General features: G+C 40.0%; 13 protein-coding genes. 3 read left to right on the top strand and 10 right to left on the bottom strand.

What is annotated here, in order from left to right; translation table 11 throughout:
- Nucleotides 1–30: 30 nt before the first annotated feature.
- From FDK13_RS23515 to FDK13_RS23530, 4 genes are all read right to left on the bottom strand, one after another.
- On the bottom strand, nucleotides 31–2,496 hold the full coding sequence (locus tag FDK13_RS23515) for a TonB-dependent receptor (RefSeq protein WP_137342461.1): 2,466 nt from the start codon (nucleotides 2,494–2,496) through the stop codon (nucleotides 31–33).
- 103 nt (nucleotides 2,497–2,599) lie between these two features.
- A complete protein-coding gene (locus FDK13_RS23520) occupies nucleotides 2,600–2,965 on the bottom strand; it encodes a DUF8478 family putative metalloprotein (protein ID WP_137342462.1) in 366 nt (121 codons plus the stop codon).
- Nucleotides 2,966–3,470: 505 nt separating this feature from the next.
- Nucleotides 3,471–4,340 (bottom strand): phosphoenolpyruvate hydrolase family protein, encoded by an 870-nt coding sequence (locus FDK13_RS23525; RefSeq protein WP_137342463.1) that lies wholly within the window; start codon nucleotides 4,338–4,340, stop codon nucleotides 3,471–3,473.
- Between the two features lie 35 nt (nucleotides 4,341–4,375).
- The gene (locus FDK13_RS23530; protein WP_229216189.1) at nucleotides 4,376–5,647 is read right to left on the bottom strand and encodes a Tm-1-like ATP-binding domain-containing protein; all 1,272 of its coding nucleotides are present in this window, start codon (nucleotides 5,645–5,647) and stop codon (nucleotides 4,376–4,378) included.
- A gap of 251 nt (nucleotides 5,648–5,898) precedes the next feature.
- On the opposite strand from FDK13_RS23530, the gene FDK13_RS23535 reads away from it, so the two are divergent.
- Nucleotides 5,899–7,437 (top strand): MFS transporter, encoded by a 1,539-nt coding sequence (locus tag FDK13_RS23535; RefSeq protein ID WP_137342464.1) that lies wholly within the window; start codon nucleotides 5,899–5,901, stop codon nucleotides 7,435–7,437.
- Nucleotides 7,438–7,464: 27 nt separating this feature from the next.
- Here the strand turns inward: FDK13_RS23535 and FDK13_RS23540 are convergent, their stop codons facing one another.
- The 5 genes from FDK13_RS23540 to FDK13_RS23560 form a co-directional block, all read right to left on the bottom strand.
- Nucleotides 7,465–7,989 carry a GNAT family N-acetyltransferase gene (locus tag FDK13_RS23540; protein ID WP_137342465.1) on the bottom strand — a complete coding sequence of 175 codons (525 nt, stop codon included), beginning with the start codon at nucleotides 7,987–7,989 and terminating at the stop codon, nucleotides 7,465–7,467.
- 52 nt (nucleotides 7,990–8,041) lie between these two features.
- Entirely contained in the window at nucleotides 8,042–8,749 is a 708-nt protein-coding gene (locus FDK13_RS23545) for an OmpA family protein (RefSeq protein ID WP_170982895.1), read from the bottom strand.
- Nucleotides 8,750–9,168: 419 nt separating this feature from the next.
- Complete coding sequence (gene purL, locus FDK13_RS23550; RefSeq protein WP_137342467.1) at nucleotides 9,169–12,825, bottom strand: phosphoribosylformylglycinamidine synthase; 3,657 nt, start codon at nucleotides 12,823–12,825, stop codon at nucleotides 9,169–9,171.
- Nucleotides 12,826–12,978: 153 nt separating this feature from the next.
- Nucleotides 12,979–13,725, bottom strand: coding sequence for a LytR/AlgR family response regulator transcription factor (locus FDK13_RS23555; RefSeq protein ID WP_310588138.1), 747 nt, complete (start codon nucleotides 13,723–13,725; stop codon nucleotides 12,979–12,981).
- 9 nt (nucleotides 13,726–13,734) lie between these two features.
- Nucleotides 13,735–14,805 carry a sensor histidine kinase gene (locus FDK13_RS23560; RefSeq protein WP_137342468.1) on the bottom strand — a complete coding sequence of 357 codons (1,071 nt, stop codon included), beginning with the start codon at nucleotides 14,803–14,805 and terminating at the stop codon, nucleotides 13,735–13,737.
- Between the two features lie 300 nt (nucleotides 14,806–15,105).
- Between FDK13_RS23560 and FDK13_RS23565 the strand changes: the two genes are divergently transcribed.
- Together FDK13_RS23565 and FDK13_RS23570 are read left to right on the top strand one after the other, a co-directional pair.
- Entirely contained in the window at nucleotides 15,106–15,633 is a 528-nt protein-coding gene (locus FDK13_RS23565; protein WP_137342469.1) for a hypothetical protein, read from the top strand.
- 50 nt (nucleotides 15,634–15,683) lie between these two features.
- On the top strand, nucleotides 15,684–16,274 hold the full coding sequence (locus tag FDK13_RS23570) for a GntR family transcriptional regulator (protein ID WP_137342470.1): 591 nt from the start codon (nucleotides 15,684–15,686) through the stop codon (nucleotides 16,272–16,274).
- A gap of 75 nt (nucleotides 16,275–16,349) precedes the next feature.
- On the opposite strand, the gene FDK13_RS23575 is transcribed toward FDK13_RS23570, so the two are convergent.
- Nucleotides 16,350–18,059 (bottom strand): SusD/RagB family nutrient-binding outer membrane lipoprotein, encoded by a 1,710-nt coding sequence (locus tag FDK13_RS23575; RefSeq protein WP_170982896.1) that lies wholly within the window; start codon nucleotides 18,057–18,059, stop codon nucleotides 16,350–16,352.
- Nucleotides 18,060–18,085 lie beyond the last annotated feature (26 nt).

The following is an 18,085-nucleotide window of genomic DNA, read 5'->3' on the forward strand; positions in this document are numbered from 1 at the left end:
GTTTTTGAAAATCAGATAATGTTGGTTTTATCAAAATGGAATGATCACTTTAACACTTCCATTTCTACCCATATTATAAATCCCTGAACGACCATTTGGAGAAGCGGCGTAATATTCAAAATATTTAAGACGGTTCAGGTTCGACTGATAAGCCGTATCAAATAAATTATCAATTTGTAAAAACAGCTGAAATAATGTCTTTTTGTTTCGATTGTTGACCGTTGTTCCGCAGCCGATATTGAACAAAGCGTAACCGGCCGTGGCCGTTTCTGTATTATCGACACCATAGAATTTATTTTGTGCGCCATAATAATCTATTTCAGCTCTGAAATAAGTTCCGGTCAAATTTCCAATTGGTTTTCCCAGGGAAGCCCTGATTTCAGAACGACCATGAACGGGAGGTATAAACGGCAGATATTTCGCTGAATTTCCTTCCAAAGCAATAAGAGCATTATTGCGGTTTAAACCTCTTATAAACGCCAGACTATTATTAAAGGTCAGCCATTTAAGGCCGGTAGGATGTAGGTTTATACTAAATTCTGCTCCGTATAATTGTGCTTTGGACTGCTGGTATTTGTATGTAAAATTACCCGGAACAATGATGACAGGTTTTCCATCAGCATCCACAAGCCGCGCCTGATAAATATAATTGTCGATGGTGTTATTAAAAAGTTCGACACTGAAATCGAATTCTTTTAGGTATCCAATAAAGCCAATATCGGTTTGCAGACTGAATTCAGGTTTAAAATCGCGGTTTCCAAGATATACGATGTGCGCGCCCGGATCCAGGCCGTTTGAGCCGATTTCTGTGATATTCGGAGCGCGGTAACCTCTTGATAAATTAGCTTTTACCAGTAGTCTTTCCGAGATATTGTAAGTCGCGCCAAGACTACCGGAAATCCCGTTGAAATTTCGGTCGTAGGAAGGGAATTGTAAAACAGCACTGGAACCTGGTTTCGTTAAAAGTTTATTAAATCCGGTTTCAGGATTATGCTGCACATATTGATCTTTCCAATTCCACGACCGCGTATCATACCGCATCCCACCGCTGATATCGACTTTACCCAGTGATTTTTTCAAAAACAAAAACGCGCCAATATCAAGCAGATTATAATCTGGAATCGGGAAATCAGTACCACTCAGATTTCGGTTCATCTGATACATTCCGTTCACACCCAAAGTCGCTTCGAGCCCTTTCCACTCCGGGAAATTGTATTTGAAATCATAATTATAGGTATTCAACTGGACATAAAGCCCTGGCTGCGCCGGCATAGTCGGGTGATTATATTCCCGACGTACACTTTGCTGAAATCCAAACAGTGCAGTCAGATCCGCTTTTCCCAATAAAAAACGGTTTCTCGTAAACAATCGGTAGTGCTGTATGCGCTGGTGAAGCGGATTGATGCTGTACGTTTTTAAATCGTGCTGAGACACCAGAGGCCGGTTTTTGATATTATCCGGGCCACTTTCAAGTACCTGCCTCGTAAATTTTCTTGTTAGGGAATCACGGCTGCCATCAGGAATTTCCTGTAAATTGTTATAAAGCGTTGCATATACGTAAGACGATCCCCAGCGCTTTTCAACGCCGGTCATCGCAGAAAGATTCAGCTCATTAAAGGCCGTTCCAAAAACTCTTCCGTCTATTTTATTTTTGTAAGCCGTTGCGTTTTTTCCGGAAACCCGGAATGCTGATTTCCATCCGTTTTTGTTATAAGCCAGTCCGCCCGAAGCACCGATCATGCCGTTGTTGGTGTGATATTCTGTCGTAATATCACCTTTAATTTTTCCCTCGGGGCCCTTTGGAATGTAGGGAATAAAATTAATCACACCAGCAACCGCGTCGGATCCGTAGATAAGACTGGCCGGACCTTTTACAACTTCGGCGCGCTCTACTCCATATTGATCAATTTCAATACCGTGTTCATCGCCCCATTGCTGCCCTTCCTGGCGGATTCCGTTATAGAGCGTAAGTACTCTGTTGTAGCCAAGTCCGCGGATAAAAGGCTTGGAAATATTCGGCCCGGTTGTAACCGCACTAAGTCCCGGAACGCCTTTTAAAACCGCATCAACAATGTTATTATTGACATTCATATCCATTTCCTTTTTGCTCATCACGGCAATTGCGACGGGACTTTTCCTAAGCTCGGTCGCTCTGGAAACACCGGTAACGACCACTTCGCTAAGTGTATTATTGACCGGTTTTAGGTCGATTGTAAGAGTCAAAGTTTTGGTTTCAGTAATGTCTATTTTTTTTGTAAAGCTTTCAAATCCGATGGATGAGGCTATTATTTCATATTTTCCAGCTACAATATTTGATAATTTAAAAGTACCTGAACTGTCTGCCTGGGTGCCAAAAGAAGTTTTAGAAAGAGATATCGATGCGTAAGGAACCGGCTTTCCGCCTGAATTAATCTGGCCTGAGACGAATCCGGTTTGTGCTCTTACAAGGGAATTTCCGGCTAGTAATAAGGTAATTAAGAGAATATATATTTTCATAAGTGAGTTAACGTTAAAGGCAATATCAATCTAAGTCACGTAACAATACGTGTTTGTTCGTTTTTAAAAAAGAGTAGTAAGAATTATGTTAATGCGTTGAAATTCAGCAAACAGGTGGTCCACGTAGAAATAAAACAGAAAGTTTTTGATCAGCTTTCTTTTCTACATACAGGTAATTTATAAGGACTGCTTTTTTAAAAATTCCGGTCTCAAAACCTATATCAGCAGTAAAAGAATCAAAGGGGATATTGCTGATACAATCCAGCCAGTTTAGCTCAGACTGGGAGTGATGATGATTCGGAAAAGGGCATTTTGAAGCAAATTCTGCATAGGGGTGGACGTGGCTGATGATGCGACCGTCAGGTAAACGATGAGAATGTCTAAAGACGACGTTACTCAGGCACATCAGTGCCCAGAGCACCAGCAGGAAGCTGGCCGTTCGTCGTCGTTTAGCAATTTGTTCTCTCATTAGTTAATTTTGTGCAACAATGTTGCAAATATATAATTATATAGAAACGGAAGTGATTTGTTAAATTTATTTTATCGAAACGCTCAATGAAAAGCTTTATATTAAAACTGATTAGCTGTGTTTTAAAAATAATTTAGGCAAATCTAAAAATTAAATTTAACAAAGCAAATTTAATAATTAGAATAATCATACACATAAGTTTAAATGTAACTTAATCTACTGATCAGTAATTGGTAATGAGATTTTTGTAGCTTGGGGATTTATTATTTGGTAGTATAGCGGGTTAGGAAAAGACTCGTTGCTGAAATTAACTACTACCTATTTCCTGCAAATTATGAAGGATTTAAAATTATTTGTACCATCGCCGGATTAGTGGAAGATGAGATACACAAAGATTTGGTTTCCAGTACTAAGTGGCCTGAATTGCCAGAGCAGTTGGTAAAATAAAAACGAAGAAAACTTTTACCAGAGCTTGGACTTGCCAACTCTGGTAATCAATTATTTTTTAATCTTTCTTTTCAATCGTAAGTGATTTAAAGCTTCGTGTCAAATCTGTAAGTGATTTTTCGACACCCATACGTTCAAGTGAAGAGGCTCCGACAAATCCGTGCACATTGGTTTTGTCTAATATAACACGCACATCCTCAGGTGTATTGATCGGGCCGCCGTGTGCCAGAAAGAAAATTTCAGGATTAATAGCTTTTGCTGCATCGATGATTTTTTGCGTACGTTCTATGGCATCATCCATCGTACACGAAGCATCAACGACACCGATAGAACCGCCAACGGTTGTCCCGACATGAGCAATAATAGCATCTGCGCCGGCTTCTGCCATCTGCGCAGCTTCCTCCGGTTTGGCCACATAAACGATAGAGAAAAGATCCATTTTACTGGCAATTCTCACCATTTCAACTTCTTTATCAAAGCCCATTCCAGTTTCTTCAAGGACCTGGCGGAAATGCCCGTCAACTATGGAATGGGTTGGGAAGTTATTAATCCCGGAAAAACCCATTTCTTTTACTTTTAGCAAATGATGCCACATCCGGCGCCTCGGATCGGAACCGTGTACGCCACAAATTACCGGAATTTCCTGAACCACAGGCAAAACTTCAAATTCTCCAATTTCCATGGCTTCTGCATTGGCATCTCCATAGGCCATCAGTCCGGCAGTCGAGCCATGTCCGGCCATTCTGAAACGGCCCGAGTTATAGATAATGATCATATCGGCACCGCCTTTTTCAATAAATTTGGCGCTGATTCCAGTACCCGCACCGGCAACAATTATGGCTTTATTTTGATCTAAGGTAGTCTTTAAGCGGTCTCTAACTTCCTGTCTCGTGTAAGGATTTCCCTTACCTGTCCATGGATTTGGCATAGTGATTTTTTTGTTAATAAGTATTTTGTGATGTTTTAAAAAGTTGATTTTCTAACACTGTTTAACGTTTCAATTAGTGTTTTTACCAGAATTTCAGCAAAAGATTTGTCGTTAATATGCGCATCTGCCTCGATAATCCTGACACTTTTATTTGCATTATTTTTGATCGAATCAAATAACGCCTGATCATTTTCTGGCTGGAAAAATATGCCGCCTTCACTATCAATCTGCGAAATTCCTTTCAACGGCAAAACAATACTTACCGGAGCCATGGATTTATTTAGTTTTTGTGAAAGCTCTTTTCCCAGGATTTTGTTTTCTTCAACATTAGTCCGCATAAGTGTAACATCCGGCGCCCAACTGTAAAAGAAACGGTATTTGTATTTTTCAGGAACCGTATCGGCATGACCAAAATTAACCATATCCAGACAACCCGGAACGACTACCTGTGGAAGATTCATTTCACCAGCCGCCAATAATCTTTCAGGACCGGCACTACAAATTCCTCCACAAAGATCGTCAGCAAGTTCCGTTGTTGTAATATCCAGAACTGCATCAAAATAACCTTCCCGTATCAACGCCTCCATTGTCCTTCCGCCAATTCCGGTGGCATGAAATGCGAGCACTTCATATCCTTCTTTTTTTAACAATTCTGTACACTGATCAACGCAGGCTGTTGTATTGCCAAACATGCTGATTGCGATTCTTTTGACGGCCTTATTTTCAGGATCAGCAATACTGTTGGACATTGCTGAAATGGCTGATGCCGACTGGCTGATCAATACTTTTATTATACTGTTCAATCCTGCAACGTCAACAACGGACGGCACAAGCGTGATATCCTTATGGCCGATTTGTCTTGAAAGATCTTTTGCAGCAATTGTGGTCAGACAAAGTTTGGGAATCCCAAAAGGGATTTGCTGCATCGCGGAAAGTGTAATATAAGTCCCGCCACCACCGCCCATGCCTATTGCGCCTTTCAGTTTTCCTTCGGCAATAAGTGTTTTAACAATCTCGGCAGCACCTTTTCCCATCACATCCATGGCATTACCACGGTCTCCAAGTTTTCTTAAACTGGAAATTTCAGAACCACCTTTCATAGCCACCACATCCGATTCAAAATCGACAGGAAATAAATTTGTTGTGCCCAAAACGCCCGTATTGATAGTAATCACAGTTTCACCTGATAACAGAATACAATTTCGCAAATGAGCGAAAACCTCACCTTTGGTATCAAAACAACCCAGAATTAAAATGTGCTTTTTGGAAGAAGGCATTTTTGATTTAACAGATTTGGTACCTGACATATGGCTGCCCAAATTTAAGGGATCACGCTGAGGTTTCTACTTTTCCGGGGGGCGATTATTTTAACCTTGATTTACAAGATTTGAAAACCGATTATGTCTAATGTGCTCGTATCTTTTTACATTAAAACGAAAACATTCATAACCAGTAGTCCGATGTGTACATTGCGGATTAAAATTGTTCTGTAAAATAACTGTAACTTAAATGAATTAATGTTGAGTAAACCTATCGAACCAGCTTATACTCTCAAAAAATGTCGACAGTTGCAATTGCGAGTACGGAGGGGAAATGGATTATGGCGTCAGTCATATTGGCTTCGGCGATGGCTTTTATTGACAGCACCGCGCTGAATGTCATTTTGCCTTCGCTGCAAAATAGTCTGGGCGCGACAGGCAGCGACCTTTTCTGGATCTTAAACGCTTATCTGCTTATGCTCGCATCCCTGATTTTGATTGGAGGAACTTTGGGAGATAATCTGGGTCGCAAAAAAGTTTTCATGGTCGGCATTGCCATTTTTATAGCTGGTTCTGCCGCCTGCGGATTTTGTCCAACAGTTACCTGGCTGGTTATTTTTAGATTGATCCAGGGAGTTGGAGGCGCACTGATGATCCCAGGAAGTTTGTCGTTGATTTCTTCTTCAATCAATGAAAAGGAGCGGGGGAAAGCGATTGGAACCTGGTCGGCATTTACGACCGTAGTAACCATTGGCGGACCAATTCTTGGTGGCGCTTTGGCCGATGCAGGTCTTTGGCGTTATATTTTCTTTATAAATGTGCCCATCGGCGCGGCTGCTTTGATCATGTTGTGGTTACGGGTTAAAGTGACTGAAGAAATACCTTCTGGTAAACCGCTGGATTTTGTCGGAGCCATTGTGATTGCTTTGGCACTTGCCACATTAACACTTGCTTTTTTGAGAATGCCGTCGATTGGTTTTAATAATTATCAAACATACATTTCTCTTGGTGCTGGTATTTCTCTGATCGTACTTTTTGTTTATCTGCAACACAAAAGTGCCAATCCGATGATGCCATTGAGTCTATTTTCCAGTGTTACTTTCAGCGGAGCCAATTTGCTTACCTTCTTTCTCTATGCTGGACTTGGGGGCGGAATGCTGTTTTTGTCACTCAATCTGGTACAGGTCCAGGGATATAGTCAGTTCGAATCCGGACTCACTTTTTTACCTTTTACAATGCTGATGATTTTGCTGGCCAGGTATGCCGGGAAACTGGCAGATAAATATGGCCCAAGGATTTTCCTGATCGCTGGTCCAATGACAACAGGAATCGGTTTGTTGATATTATCTTTTGTAAAACAAACCAACGGTCCGTCAGATTATTGGACGACATTTTTTCCGGGAATTTTGGTTTTCGGCCTGGGTATGTCTTTCACAGTTGCTCCTTTGACGACGGCCGTTATGGGCTCAGTCAGCGATCATTTTTCAGGAACCGCTTCCGGTGTTAATAATGCAATGACCAGAATTGCCAATGTTTTTGCAAATGCAATTTTCGGCGCATTGGCGGTTTTGTTTTTCTCAGGAGCATTGGCTGATCAGTTGGATAAATCTTCTTTTAGTAATGCTCAAAAAACTGAAATTCTGAAAGAAGCCGCCAATTTGGGAAATGCAAAAGTACCTTTCGAGATTGAAAAGTCGGAGAAATCAATCGTGATGAGTGCTTATCATGCATCGTTTATCCGCGCCTATGCAATTATTATGCGTATTTCTGCCGGACTTGGATTTTTGGGTGGATTGATGGCTGTGTTGTTCATTAAGTCTTTGAAGGCGAAGAACTGAAAAATGGCATTTAAATTTTGAGATAGATTATTTAGTCATTTCTTGTAAAGTTTTCTGTAACCAGATAATATCAAAATATGTCCCTTTTTTGTGAGCGATTCCTTTAAAATTTCCACATTCAACATAGCCTAACTTCTTATGAAAGTTCAGACTAACCAGGTTTTTAGAGGAAATATTGACTAAAATATTTTTGATGCCCAAAAGACTAAGTTCGTTTTCGAGAATATGATAAAATTTGCTTCCAATCCCTTTTCCTGTACATGTGGATTTTAGCCAATAAGTAAGTTTAACGGTTTCTGAAAAAGTATTTTCCGGTCTGAAATCATAAGCATAGCCAAATCCGATGATTTTTTCTTCACTTTGAATTACGTACCTGGGAAGATTAGTTTCTTTCATTATCAAATCATAGACCGCGCTGATCTCAATTGGTTCATCGGAAAAATGAAATGTCGTTTCTGAAATATAATAATTGACAATATTTAAAATATCATGAGCATCACTCAGCCGGATCGGCCTGAATGATATGTTTTGATGATCTAAATTGTCATTCATTTTTGGTATGATTAGTGTAACAGCGATATATATCAAGTGAATATGTCATTAATTATTCCTTCGTAACCTTCATTTCTACACGCCGGTTTCTTTTACGGTTTTCTTCACTATCATTCCGGGCCACAGGAATTTTACTTCCATAACCCTTTCCTGTAATCCTTCGACTGGCAATGCCATGGTCTGTCAGATATTTTTTTACAATTCCGACCCGTTCTTCTGACAATTTATAGTTTTTAATAGCATCACCACGGTTGTCCGTATGGCCGGATAAATCAATCTCCATAGTAGGGAATTGTACAAGATAATTCAAGATTCTGTCTAATTCGGGTTTAGAAGAAGGTAAAATAATCGCTTTACTCTGCTCAAATTGAATAGCTAAAATTACTTTTTCACCGAGCTTGGGTTTAGCAGCGTTTGAAGTATTGTCTCGTTTCTGAATTTCATTTTCCTTTCGGATTACTTGAATTGCCTCTGATTTTTTTTGCTCTAATATTTTTCCTGCAGCAGAGGATTTGTGTGTAGATTGTTCATTAAGTGTTACTTGTTTAATATCAAACGTACCGGGAGGACAGTCACCCTCTATATAATTTCCAGATTGATGGGCTTTATGACTTACCCACTTTCCTCTAATTTCAGATTTTCCTGTACCATAATCAGTAAATAGATAACCTTCCAGAATTTTCAGGCACCAAGGAAGTTTGTTTGACGATTCACTGATTACTTCATATTCTATCATTACAACTTTATAGTTGGTAATCATTCCTCTGAATTTTTGTATGACAAAACCTTTTGAATGATTTGTTTTTATTTGGCCACTCAGAAATACACCGACCTGATATAGAGATATTTCAACCGTGCCGTTTTTATATTCAGGATTTTCCTGGGTGATTTCTCCTGACCAGGAGCCCGACAGATTTTGACTTTTTACAGATAAAAAACTTATGAGGTGAAGAAATACAATGGCTATTAAACTTTTCATGGCTGTTAGGGAGGATGGTATTTATGATGATTCTCAAAGTAAGTTACCTTTGGAAACTTAAAACAAAATATCAAATCCAATCTACTATAAATTAATTATGGGCTTTTGCCTACTTTGTCGATTCAATATAAAAACAAAACACCCTCAATAAACGATTAAGTCTATTGAGGGTGTTTTTTAACTTTATTTATATCAGCTTCTTACTTTTCCAACCACAATCTCGCGTTCACAAACGCTTCCATCCATGGAGAAACTTCGTCTTTTCTTCCTTTTGGATAATTCGCCCAGTGCCACTGGAAGAGTGATCTTTCAATGTGCGGCATCATTACCAAATGTCTTCCTGATTTATCGCAAAGCATAGCCGTGTTGAAATCAGAACCGTTTGGATTAGCAGGATAAGACTCGTAACCATATTTCGCTACGATGCTGTATTTATCTTCTGTGTAAGGAAGTTCAAACTTACCCTCACCATGAGAAATCCATACACCGAGCGTGCTGCCGGCCAAAGTGGAAAGCATTACCGAATTATTTTCCTGTATAGTCAGTGACGTAAAACCGCTTTCATGCTTTTTACTTTCGTTGTGAAGCATTTTAGGTTTTTCTTCATGATCTTCATTGATAAGGCCAAGTTCTATAAACAACTGGCATCCGTTACAAATACCAACCGATAGCGTATCCTCGCGTTTGAAGAAGTTTTCCAAAGCGATTTTTGCCTTTTCATTGTAAAGAAATGCACCCGCCCAGCCTTTGGCAGAACCCAAAACATCTGAGTTTGAAAACCCACCCACAGCACCGATAAACTGAATATCTTCCAGCGTTTCACGGCCAGAGATCAGATCCGTCATGTGGACATCTTTTACATCAAAACCTGCCAGATACATTGCATTGGCCAATTCTCTTTCCGAGTTGCTGCCTTTTTCCCGGATAACAGCCGCTTTTGGTCTTGGTTTAGATGGATCAATTACTGGCTTTTTACCATCAAATTGCAATGGGAAATTGTATTGCAATACATGGTTTTTATAGTTGTCAAAACGTTCTTTTGCTTTAACCGGTCCGCTTTGTTTTTTATCTAACAAATAGGAAGTTTTAAACCAAACATCACGAAGTTCGTCGATTGCAAAATCCTGAGTTCCTGACTGATCTTTAACCGTCAATGTTGTAGTAGAAGTTACTGTTCCGATTTTATGGAATTCAACACCAGCAGCTCCAAGAACAGATTCGGCCTCTGAATCTGCCTGGAAAACGATTCCGATATTTTCAGAGAAAAGTTTGGTGATGATATCCTGGTCAGATAAAGATGAAAGATCAATATTAGCGCCAAGATCACGATCCGCAAAACACATTTCAAGAAGTGTAGTAATTAATCCGCCGCTGCCAATATCATGGCCCGCCTGAATTTTACCAGCTTTAATTAATTGTTGAATCGTGTTAAAAGTATTTTTGAATGATTCCGCGTTTTTAATGTCCGGTGTTTCCGTTCCGATTTTACCCAAGATCTGGGCAAAAGAAGAACCGCCCAGTTTATAAAGATCTTCTGAAAGATTGATATAATAAATCGCACCTCCGTCTTTTTGAAGTACTGGTTCGATTACTGCGGTAATATCATCGCAATGTCCGGCTGCTGAAATAATCACAGTTCCCGGAGCGATCACTTCTGCGTCTTTATATTTTTGTTTCATCGACAAGGAATCTTTTCCCGTAGGAATATTGATCCCAAGACTGATCGCAAATTCGGAACATGCTTTTACGGCTGCATATAAACGCGCATCTTCACCTTCATTTTTACAAGCCCACATCCAGTTGGCAGAAAGCGAAACGCTCGCAAGTCCGTCCTGCAAAGGTGCCCAGATAATATTCGAAAGGGATTCTGCAATCGCGTTACGACTTCCCGCAGCAGGATCGATCAAGGCAGAAAGAGGAGCGTGACCGATTGAGGTCGCGATTCCTTCTTTTCCTTTATAATCAAGCGCCATTACGCCAACATTGTTCAATGGCAATTGAAGCGGACCAGCACATTGCTGTTTCGCTACACGGCCGCCTACACAACGATCCACTTTATTGGTAAGCCAATCCTTACTCGCCACAGCTTCCAGTTGAAGAAGTTGCAACAGATAGGCATGAAGTTCTTTCTGGTCGTAAGTTACAGGCTGATATTTTCTGTCAACCGTTTTGTCGTGCATGATCACTTTTGGCGAGCTGCCAAACATATCATCCATTTCCAGATCCATCGGTTTTGCACCCGTGGAAGAAGATTCAAAAGTAAAGCGGTGATCCGAAGTTACTTGTCCGACAGTATACATCGGTGCTCTTTCGCGGTCTGCTATTCTTTGAAGCGTATCAATATTTTTCTGTCCGATCACAAGTCCCATACGTTCCTGGGATTCGTTTCCGATTATTTCTTTTGCAGAAAGGGTAGGATCACCCACCGGCAATTTATCAAGATCAATTTTCCCACCTGTTTCTTCCACAAGTTCAGAAAGACAGTTTAAGTGCCCGCCTGCTCCATGGTCGTGAATGGAAACAATCGTATTATGATCGCTTTCAACCATTCCGCGAACGGCATTGGCAACTCTTTTCTGCATTTCCGGATTAGAGCGTTGTACCGCATTAAGCTCAATTCCAGAGCTCATCGCACCGGTGTCTGCCGAGGATACTGCCGCGCCACCCATACCGATCCGGTAATTTTCACCGCCCAGTACTACAATTTTATCATCAACAGAAGGTTTTTCTTTTTGAGCCTGATCCGCTTTCCCATATCCGATTCCACCTGCCTGCATGATCACTTTGTCGTAACCAAGTTTTCTGGCATCTTCTTCATGCTCAAAGGTTAGCAAAGATCCGACGATCAAAGGCTGTCCGAATTTATTTCCAAAATCAGAAGCACCATTAGATGCTTTAATAAGAATATCCATCGGTGTCTGGTATAACCACGGCCTTTCCGCCATCGGTTGTTCCCACGGACGATTTTCTTCCAAACGAGAAAAAGAAGTCATATAAACAGCCGTTCCCGCTAGTGGCAAAGAACCCTGTCCACCGGCAAGTCTGTCTCTGATTTCTCCTCCTGATCCGGTTGCTGCGCCGTTAAAAGGCTCAACCGTAGTCGGGAAGTTGTGCGTTTCCGCTTTAAGGGAAATTACAGAATCAAAATCTTTTGTTTCGTAGTATTCAGGAACATCCGGACGTTTCGGAGCAAATTGCTGAACGCGCGGTCCTTTTACAAAAGCAACATTATCTTTATAAGCAGAAACAATCCCATTTGGATTGGTTTCCGACGTTTTGCGTATCAGTTTGAATAAAGAAGATGGCTGTTCTTCTCCGTCAATAACAAAAGTTCCGTTGAAAATTTTGTGACGGCAATGCTCCGAATTCACCTGAGAAAAACCAAAAACTTCCGAGTCGGTAAGTTTGCGATCCAGTTTTTCTGATAGCTTATTAAGGTAATCTATTTCTTCGGAGCTTAGCGACAAACCTTCCTGCTGATTGTATTCAGCAATATCCTTAATTTCAAGAATAGATTCAGGCTGGATGCTGATGGTGTAAATTTGCTGGTTAAGCTCGCTGTATTTTTGCGACAGCATCGGGTCAAAACCTGTAAAATCCTCTTCAACTTTTAAAAACTCCTCAATCCTGATAATGCCATGGATATCCATGTTCTGGGTAATTTCCACGGCGTTGGTACTCCATGGGGTAATCATCGCAGCACGCGGCCCTACAAAAAATCCTTTCAGTACAGTTTCTTCGCTGAGCTGGGCGTTACCAAAAAGCCAGGATAATTTAGAAATATTTGCCTGAGTGAGGGTTTGTTCAATTTGCAGAGCAAAGACAGTATTGCGGTCGTTGGAAAAGAAGTAAATCATGATATATTTTTAATGCGGCAAAGGTATTTAAAAAATTACCGAAGCCCATCTATAATGTAAAAATTGATCTGATTTATAAAAAAGGTTAAAACACCAAGGTTAGTTCCTGCGTTGGCATTTGATTTTGCTTAATGTTTAAAAATTGTATTTTAATCAGATCCAGTTTCCTGTCAATTTCTTAAAAGCGTCTTTGTACAATTCCCCAACTGCGATTTCTGTGGTGCCGATATGTACCGCATTTTTACTAATGGAATCAACTTTTGAAAGAGAAATAATAAAAGAGCGGTGTAAACGAAGAAACCTGGAAGCGGGCAATTTATCTTCTATCGATTTAAGGCTGCTTAGTGTAATGATAGGTTTTAGAGGAGGGGTTAAATGTATTTTAACATTATCCTTAACCGATTCAAGATACAGCACGGAATCAAAATCAACACGGACCAGTTTGTAATCCGCTTTAACAAACATGCAATTTTCGGTGCTTTCATCAGGCAGGACGGTATTTCCGTTCAGCAGTTCAAAATAATTTTTAACCCTTAACGCTGCATTTAAAAACGCATCATAACCAAACGGTTTTAGCAAATAATCCAGCGCGTTTACCTTGAAAGCTTCCAGTGCAAATTGATTATACGCCGTGGTAAATATAATTTTCGCGATAGGAGTTGTACTATTTTGGTTAATAACCCGGGCAAGTTCCATTCCATTCAAATGAGGCATTTGTATGTCTAATATAATAAGATCAATGGGTTGGCTATGAATGGCTTGCAGTGCTTCGATTCCGTTGGCATAACTTCCTTTCAAACTTAAAAAGGGCGTTTGCTCAACAAAAGTATTGATAAGGTTAAGTGCGAGCGGTTCGTCGTCGACTGTGATGCAATTCAAAAGGATATCCTGACCTGACATGGAGAATGTTTATGCATTTATTAACCACAAATCAATTTGTAAATCAACCTGATAAGTTCCTTTTTCGGTGTTTTCGTCTATGGCCAGTTTATAGCGATCCGGGTACAGCAAATCCAGTCTTCTTTTTGTATTAACCAATCCAATTCCGCCGCTCGATAAGTCCTGAGAAGCTGTTTCATCCTGAATGTGATTAAAGACTTTGAGCAACAAACTGCCTTTGTCAACGCTGAGATCAATTAAAATCTGTGTTTTTTCAAGAGAACTGGTTCCGTGTTTAAAAGCATTTTCAATAAAAGGCAGAAGCAGCATCGGTGCTACGGAATAATCATGGTCGGTGAGTGGCGGATTAAAATCCAAAGTTGTATGTCCGTGAAGCCGCAATTTCATCAGTTCAATATAATCATTAATAAAGGAAATTTCCTGGCTCAACATGGCCTTATCCTGCAAGGTATCGTACAATACATAACGCATCATCCGGGAAAGTTTTAAAATAGCTTCCCGGGATAAAGGAATATCGGAATAGGTAAGTGAATAAATATTATTGAGTGTATTGAAAAAAAAGTGTGGATTGATCTGTGCTTTTAATAAGGATAACTCCGACGCAATATGCTGTTTTTCAATCATTTCATGCTTTTTTTCATTAGCCTGCCATCTTTGTGCACCGGCGATACCAGTACTGATTACGAGCACTAAAAGTGTAACAATGAAAAGATATAAATCCAGGTAAAAGATACTTTTTGGTTTTTTATTTGGTGACAAAGCGGCCATTTCTTCCATAACGTGAAGATTGATTTCAATGATTCTGGCAGTAATTAAAACAAATACTAATGCAGCAATGAACCAGATAATGAATACCGCTCTTTTTTCCTGAAAGAGAAATTTCGGGGTCATGTAAAGTGCATTAAAATAGAATACAGCTGCCAAAATGAAAATATTCAGCGACTGCTTGATCCAGAAGGAAGCGGGGACTTTAATGTCCCATGTAAGCGGTGGAAAAAAAAGTAAAACGAATCCAAGAAGGACCCAAACCATGACGTGCACAAAAATGGTCAAACCATTTTTTGACTTTCCTGAAAGCATAGCGGTAAGTTAAGCTGCAAGGTTACGGCAATTAGATCAAAACATCAATAATAACCGATATAAAGGTAGTATTCGTGGATGCACTACGGAATTTTGGCTGCAAAAATGGAGTTTTTATCCTGATAATTCAGCTGTGAAAAAAGGTTTGACCGGAAATTTTAAGAGTCTGTCTATGATCTTTTGGTTTCTATCTGGTGGGTAGTTCTGTTTTAAATAATTTTAAGTCCATTTGCATATGTATTTGATACAAATACCAACGTTTTATTTTTTTGGAATTGAGATCAAACCCACCTTTAAATTATGAATGATATTGATAAAACGGACCCTGTGTTTCTTACGCTTTGCAGTGAGACTTTAAAAAACCTGATAAATCAGAATTCCCGGAAGGAAACTGTTCGGCAAATATTGGAAATAAAATTTGAGGCGAAAATGTCCGAGGAGGATTATATCCACTATATGTTCTTCAAGGCGTTGAGTGAAATGTACAAAGCAGGGCTTGAAGAAGGAGAGAGCCATGAAGAATCCGAAGTTGTGACGGATTCGAATCAGGAGAAAAGTGTTGTTTATTTTCGTGCAAGAAATTCAAAAAGAAGTATTCCGGCGGATAATTTTGCTATGAAGCTGGCTCCTGTTTTAAAAGAAATAAGACAAGCCGGACCTATTACACTTCTGGAAATTGCAAACAAACTTACCGAGCTTGGGATTAAAACTATGGAAGGAGGGAAATGGCATCCCGCTACGGTGAGATCTCTGGAAAACAGAATTATAAAAGTTACCAATAAAACTGCTGAATGGAATATGAGTCCCAAAGGAAATTCTAACAGGTAGAATATAACTTTTAGTAGTTGATAAAGAACGTGCTGTAAAATCAATAACCTATGAGCCAAACCAATAAAAATATCAATTCCTGGTTTATGGATGTGTTTTCCATTGAAAAAACCTCCCCAATACCAACGTATCAGCAACTGGTAAATGCGGTGTCTAATGCTGTGAAGGAAAATATTTTAAAGCAGGGAGAAAGACTTCCATCTATAAATCAATTGAGTGCGCACTATCAGGTTTCCAGAGCAACTGTTGAAAAAGCACTCGAAAACTTAAAGAAAAGAGGAATTGTCCAGTCGGCTCCGTACAAAGGCTTTTTTGTTGCTGAAAATCTCAGGCTTGAAAAACATAAAATACTATTGCTTTTTAATAATCAGGGATCAGTCAATGATTTGATTTACAGATCATTTTTGAGACGTGTTGGAAGTAATGTTCAGGTTGATTGTCTGGTTTACAACAACAATGTGGGACTTTTTAACCACATTTCGAAAACAACACCTAGCGACACTGACTTCGTGGTGATTCCGCAAATAACTGAGGATTTTGAAAACCTGTTTAGCAATATTATGAACCTTCCGGGAGAGAAATTGTCGATGCTGGAAAAGTATGTTGAGAAGTTGCTGGGTTCGGGTTTTGGGGGTTTGTAGGAAGATATGATTTTAAATCCAAACAAAAAAACGGCAACCCACTGGATTGCCGTTTCAAATTAAAACTAAAACCAATTATTGCAGCAGCCACATTTTTGACCATTGGTCATTAGTTGCCGGAACTAATCTGGAAATAGCATCACTTGTATTTTTTGGGTTATAGTTTGTTTCATTTTCACCATACATTAAGCGTGACGGAATTTTTGTTCCTTGAGAGCCATTCAGGATATTGCCAGCGATATTAGGGAAGCCCGTTCTGCGGTAATCAAACCAGCTTTCCATTGTCGCAAAAGATGAAACCCATTTTTGCTGCATAATAACTTCAAGCGGATTAGCAGCCGCGTTGAATTCCGTTTTTAACTTATCAAGATATTCTGTTTTATTAAAAGCAATAATCGCATGTGTTGAAGGATTATAAACCTTAACATCTCCATTTGCAATGCTATACTGATCCATTGAAGCGGATACTGCTGCAACCAGATAATCCGGCGCAGCACCTTTGATCCAGCCTCGGGAAGAAGCCTCAGCCAGTATGAAATTCACTTCTGATGCTGAAATAAATACACTTTTTATAAGCGGATCCGTGTTTGTCCTGAATATCGTTCCCAAATAAGAAACAAAAGGATTTGCTGCACCGCTGTTATACACACTGCTGCTAAGCGCCGCTGCCTGAGTACGTTGCGCCGCAACGTTGTTGTTGTAGCTGTCAGGATCTGTCAGCGCTATTTTCAAACCTACATATAAAGATGTATCAATTCCTGTCTGATAAGATTTTATGTATCGTTTTACTTTTCCGGCGGCATCCGTTGCAATAACCACATCCGCCCCTTTGTCGCGAACAAGCGTTTGTACGTCTACTGGCTTAAACCATACGGTTAAACGCGGATCATTGCGTACTTTCAAATAATCGACAATTGTAGCAGCTGCTTTGATTCTGTAAAACTCTGAAATTGTGGTTGTGACCAAAGGTCCAAGCGTGTAAGAATCCGTTGTGTTAGTACCTGGGAATTTGATCGAAGCGTCATCCGCACTACTTGTGATCAACGGATAAGTTGCAGGATCTGAAACAATTTTATTGAATTCGCTGGCAATATCAACGCCTGCTGCCTTCATTTCTGCCGCTTTTCCTGACAACCGCATGAGATATCTCAAATGCAGCGAATTAGCAAATTGTCTCCATTTTAAAAGTTTCCCCGTATAAAGTACATCAGCCGCAATCATGACCGACGAGTTAACAACCGTAGTTTTTGCCAAATAACTATTAGCATCTTCCAAATCTTTCAGGATCCCTTTAAATACATCAATTTGTTTGTCAAATGCCGGTTGCAAATTATCTGTACCTTTGAATGCCTGACTGTAAGGCACATCGCCCCAAGACGAAGACTGGACGCCAAACCATAACGCCTGCATGGTTTTGGATGTACCTTTTATGAACAAGGAATCAACATTTCCCGAAGCTCGTTTTTCAAGATAACTTGCATTGGACATCGGCAGATACAAACCACGGTAATCGAAATTAAGCGGGATCCAGGCAAACTGATTTGTTGTATTAAATTCCAGGAAATCCCTTTGTACATACTGCATAGCGGCCGGCGCAACGCATTGCGTCACATTACCGGAGAAAGAAATATCCGCCAGTTCAGAAGCCGTGCCCGTGATAACGGACGTTAATACATAAGCTGGATTTGTCTTGTCGTCGGTAAGCGCATTGGGGTTTTGATTGATCTCAGTCAGGTCCTGGCAACCCGCCAGTGACAACAGGAACGGCATTGCTAATATGCCCAAATAGTAAAATTTATGTCGCAATATCA

Origin of the sequence: Dyadobacter frigoris (genome assembly GCF_005280585.1) — a bacterium.
Classification (GTDB): Bacteria; Bacteroidota; Bacteroidia; order Cytophagales; family Spirosomataceae; genus Dyadobacter; species Dyadobacter frigoris.

What these genes read in the sequence shown, in the direction of transcription:
- FDK13_RS23555 (WP_310588138.1), bottom strand. Translation starts at nt 13,725, where the DNA reads ATGTCAGGTCAGGATATCCTTTTGAATTGCATCACAGTCGACGACGAA.
- FDK13_RS23515 (WP_137342461.1), bottom strand. Translation starts at nt 2,496, where the DNA reads ATGAAAATATATATTCTCTTAATTACCTTATTACTAGCCGGAAATTCC.
- FDK13_RS23565 (WP_137342469.1), top strand. Translation starts at nt 15,106, where the DNA reads ATGAATGATATTGATAAAACGGACCCTGTGTTTCTTACGCTTTGCAGT.
- FDK13_RS23570 (WP_137342470.1), top strand. Translation starts at nt 15,684, where the DNA reads ATGAGCCAAACCAATAAAAATATCAATTCCTGGTTTATGGATGTGTTT.
- FDK13_RS23560 (WP_137342468.1), bottom strand. Translation starts at nt 14,805, where the DNA reads ATGCTTTCAGGAAAGTCAAAAAATGGTTTGACCATTTTTGTGCACGTC.
- FDK13_RS23530 (WP_229216189.1), bottom strand. Translation starts at nt 5,647, where the DNA reads ATGTCAGGTACCAAATCTGTTAAATCAAAAATGCCTTCTTCCAAAAAG.
- FDK13_RS23520 (WP_137342462.1), bottom strand. Translation starts at nt 2,965, where the DNA reads ATGAGAGAACAAATTGCTAAACGACGACGAACGGCCAGCTTCCTGCTG.
- FDK13_RS23545 (WP_170982895.1), bottom strand. Translation starts at nt 8,749, where the DNA reads ATGATTACCAACTATAAAGTTGTAATGATAGAATATGAAGTAATCAGT.
- FDK13_RS23535 (WP_137342464.1), top strand. Translation starts at nt 5,899, where the DNA reads ATGTCGACAGTTGCAATTGCGAGTACGGAGGGGAAATGGATTATGGCG.
- FDK13_RS23540 (WP_137342465.1), bottom strand. Translation starts at nt 7,989, where the DNA reads ATGAATGACAATTTAGATCATCAAAACATATCATTCAGGCCGATCCGG.
- purL (WP_137342467.1), bottom strand. Translation starts at nt 12,825, where the DNA reads ATGATTTACTTCTTTTCCAACGACCGCAATACTGTCTTTGCTCTGCAA.
- FDK13_RS23525 (WP_137342463.1), bottom strand. Translation starts at nt 4,340, where the DNA reads ATGCCAAATCCATGGACAGGTAAGGGAAATCCTTACACGAGACAGGAA.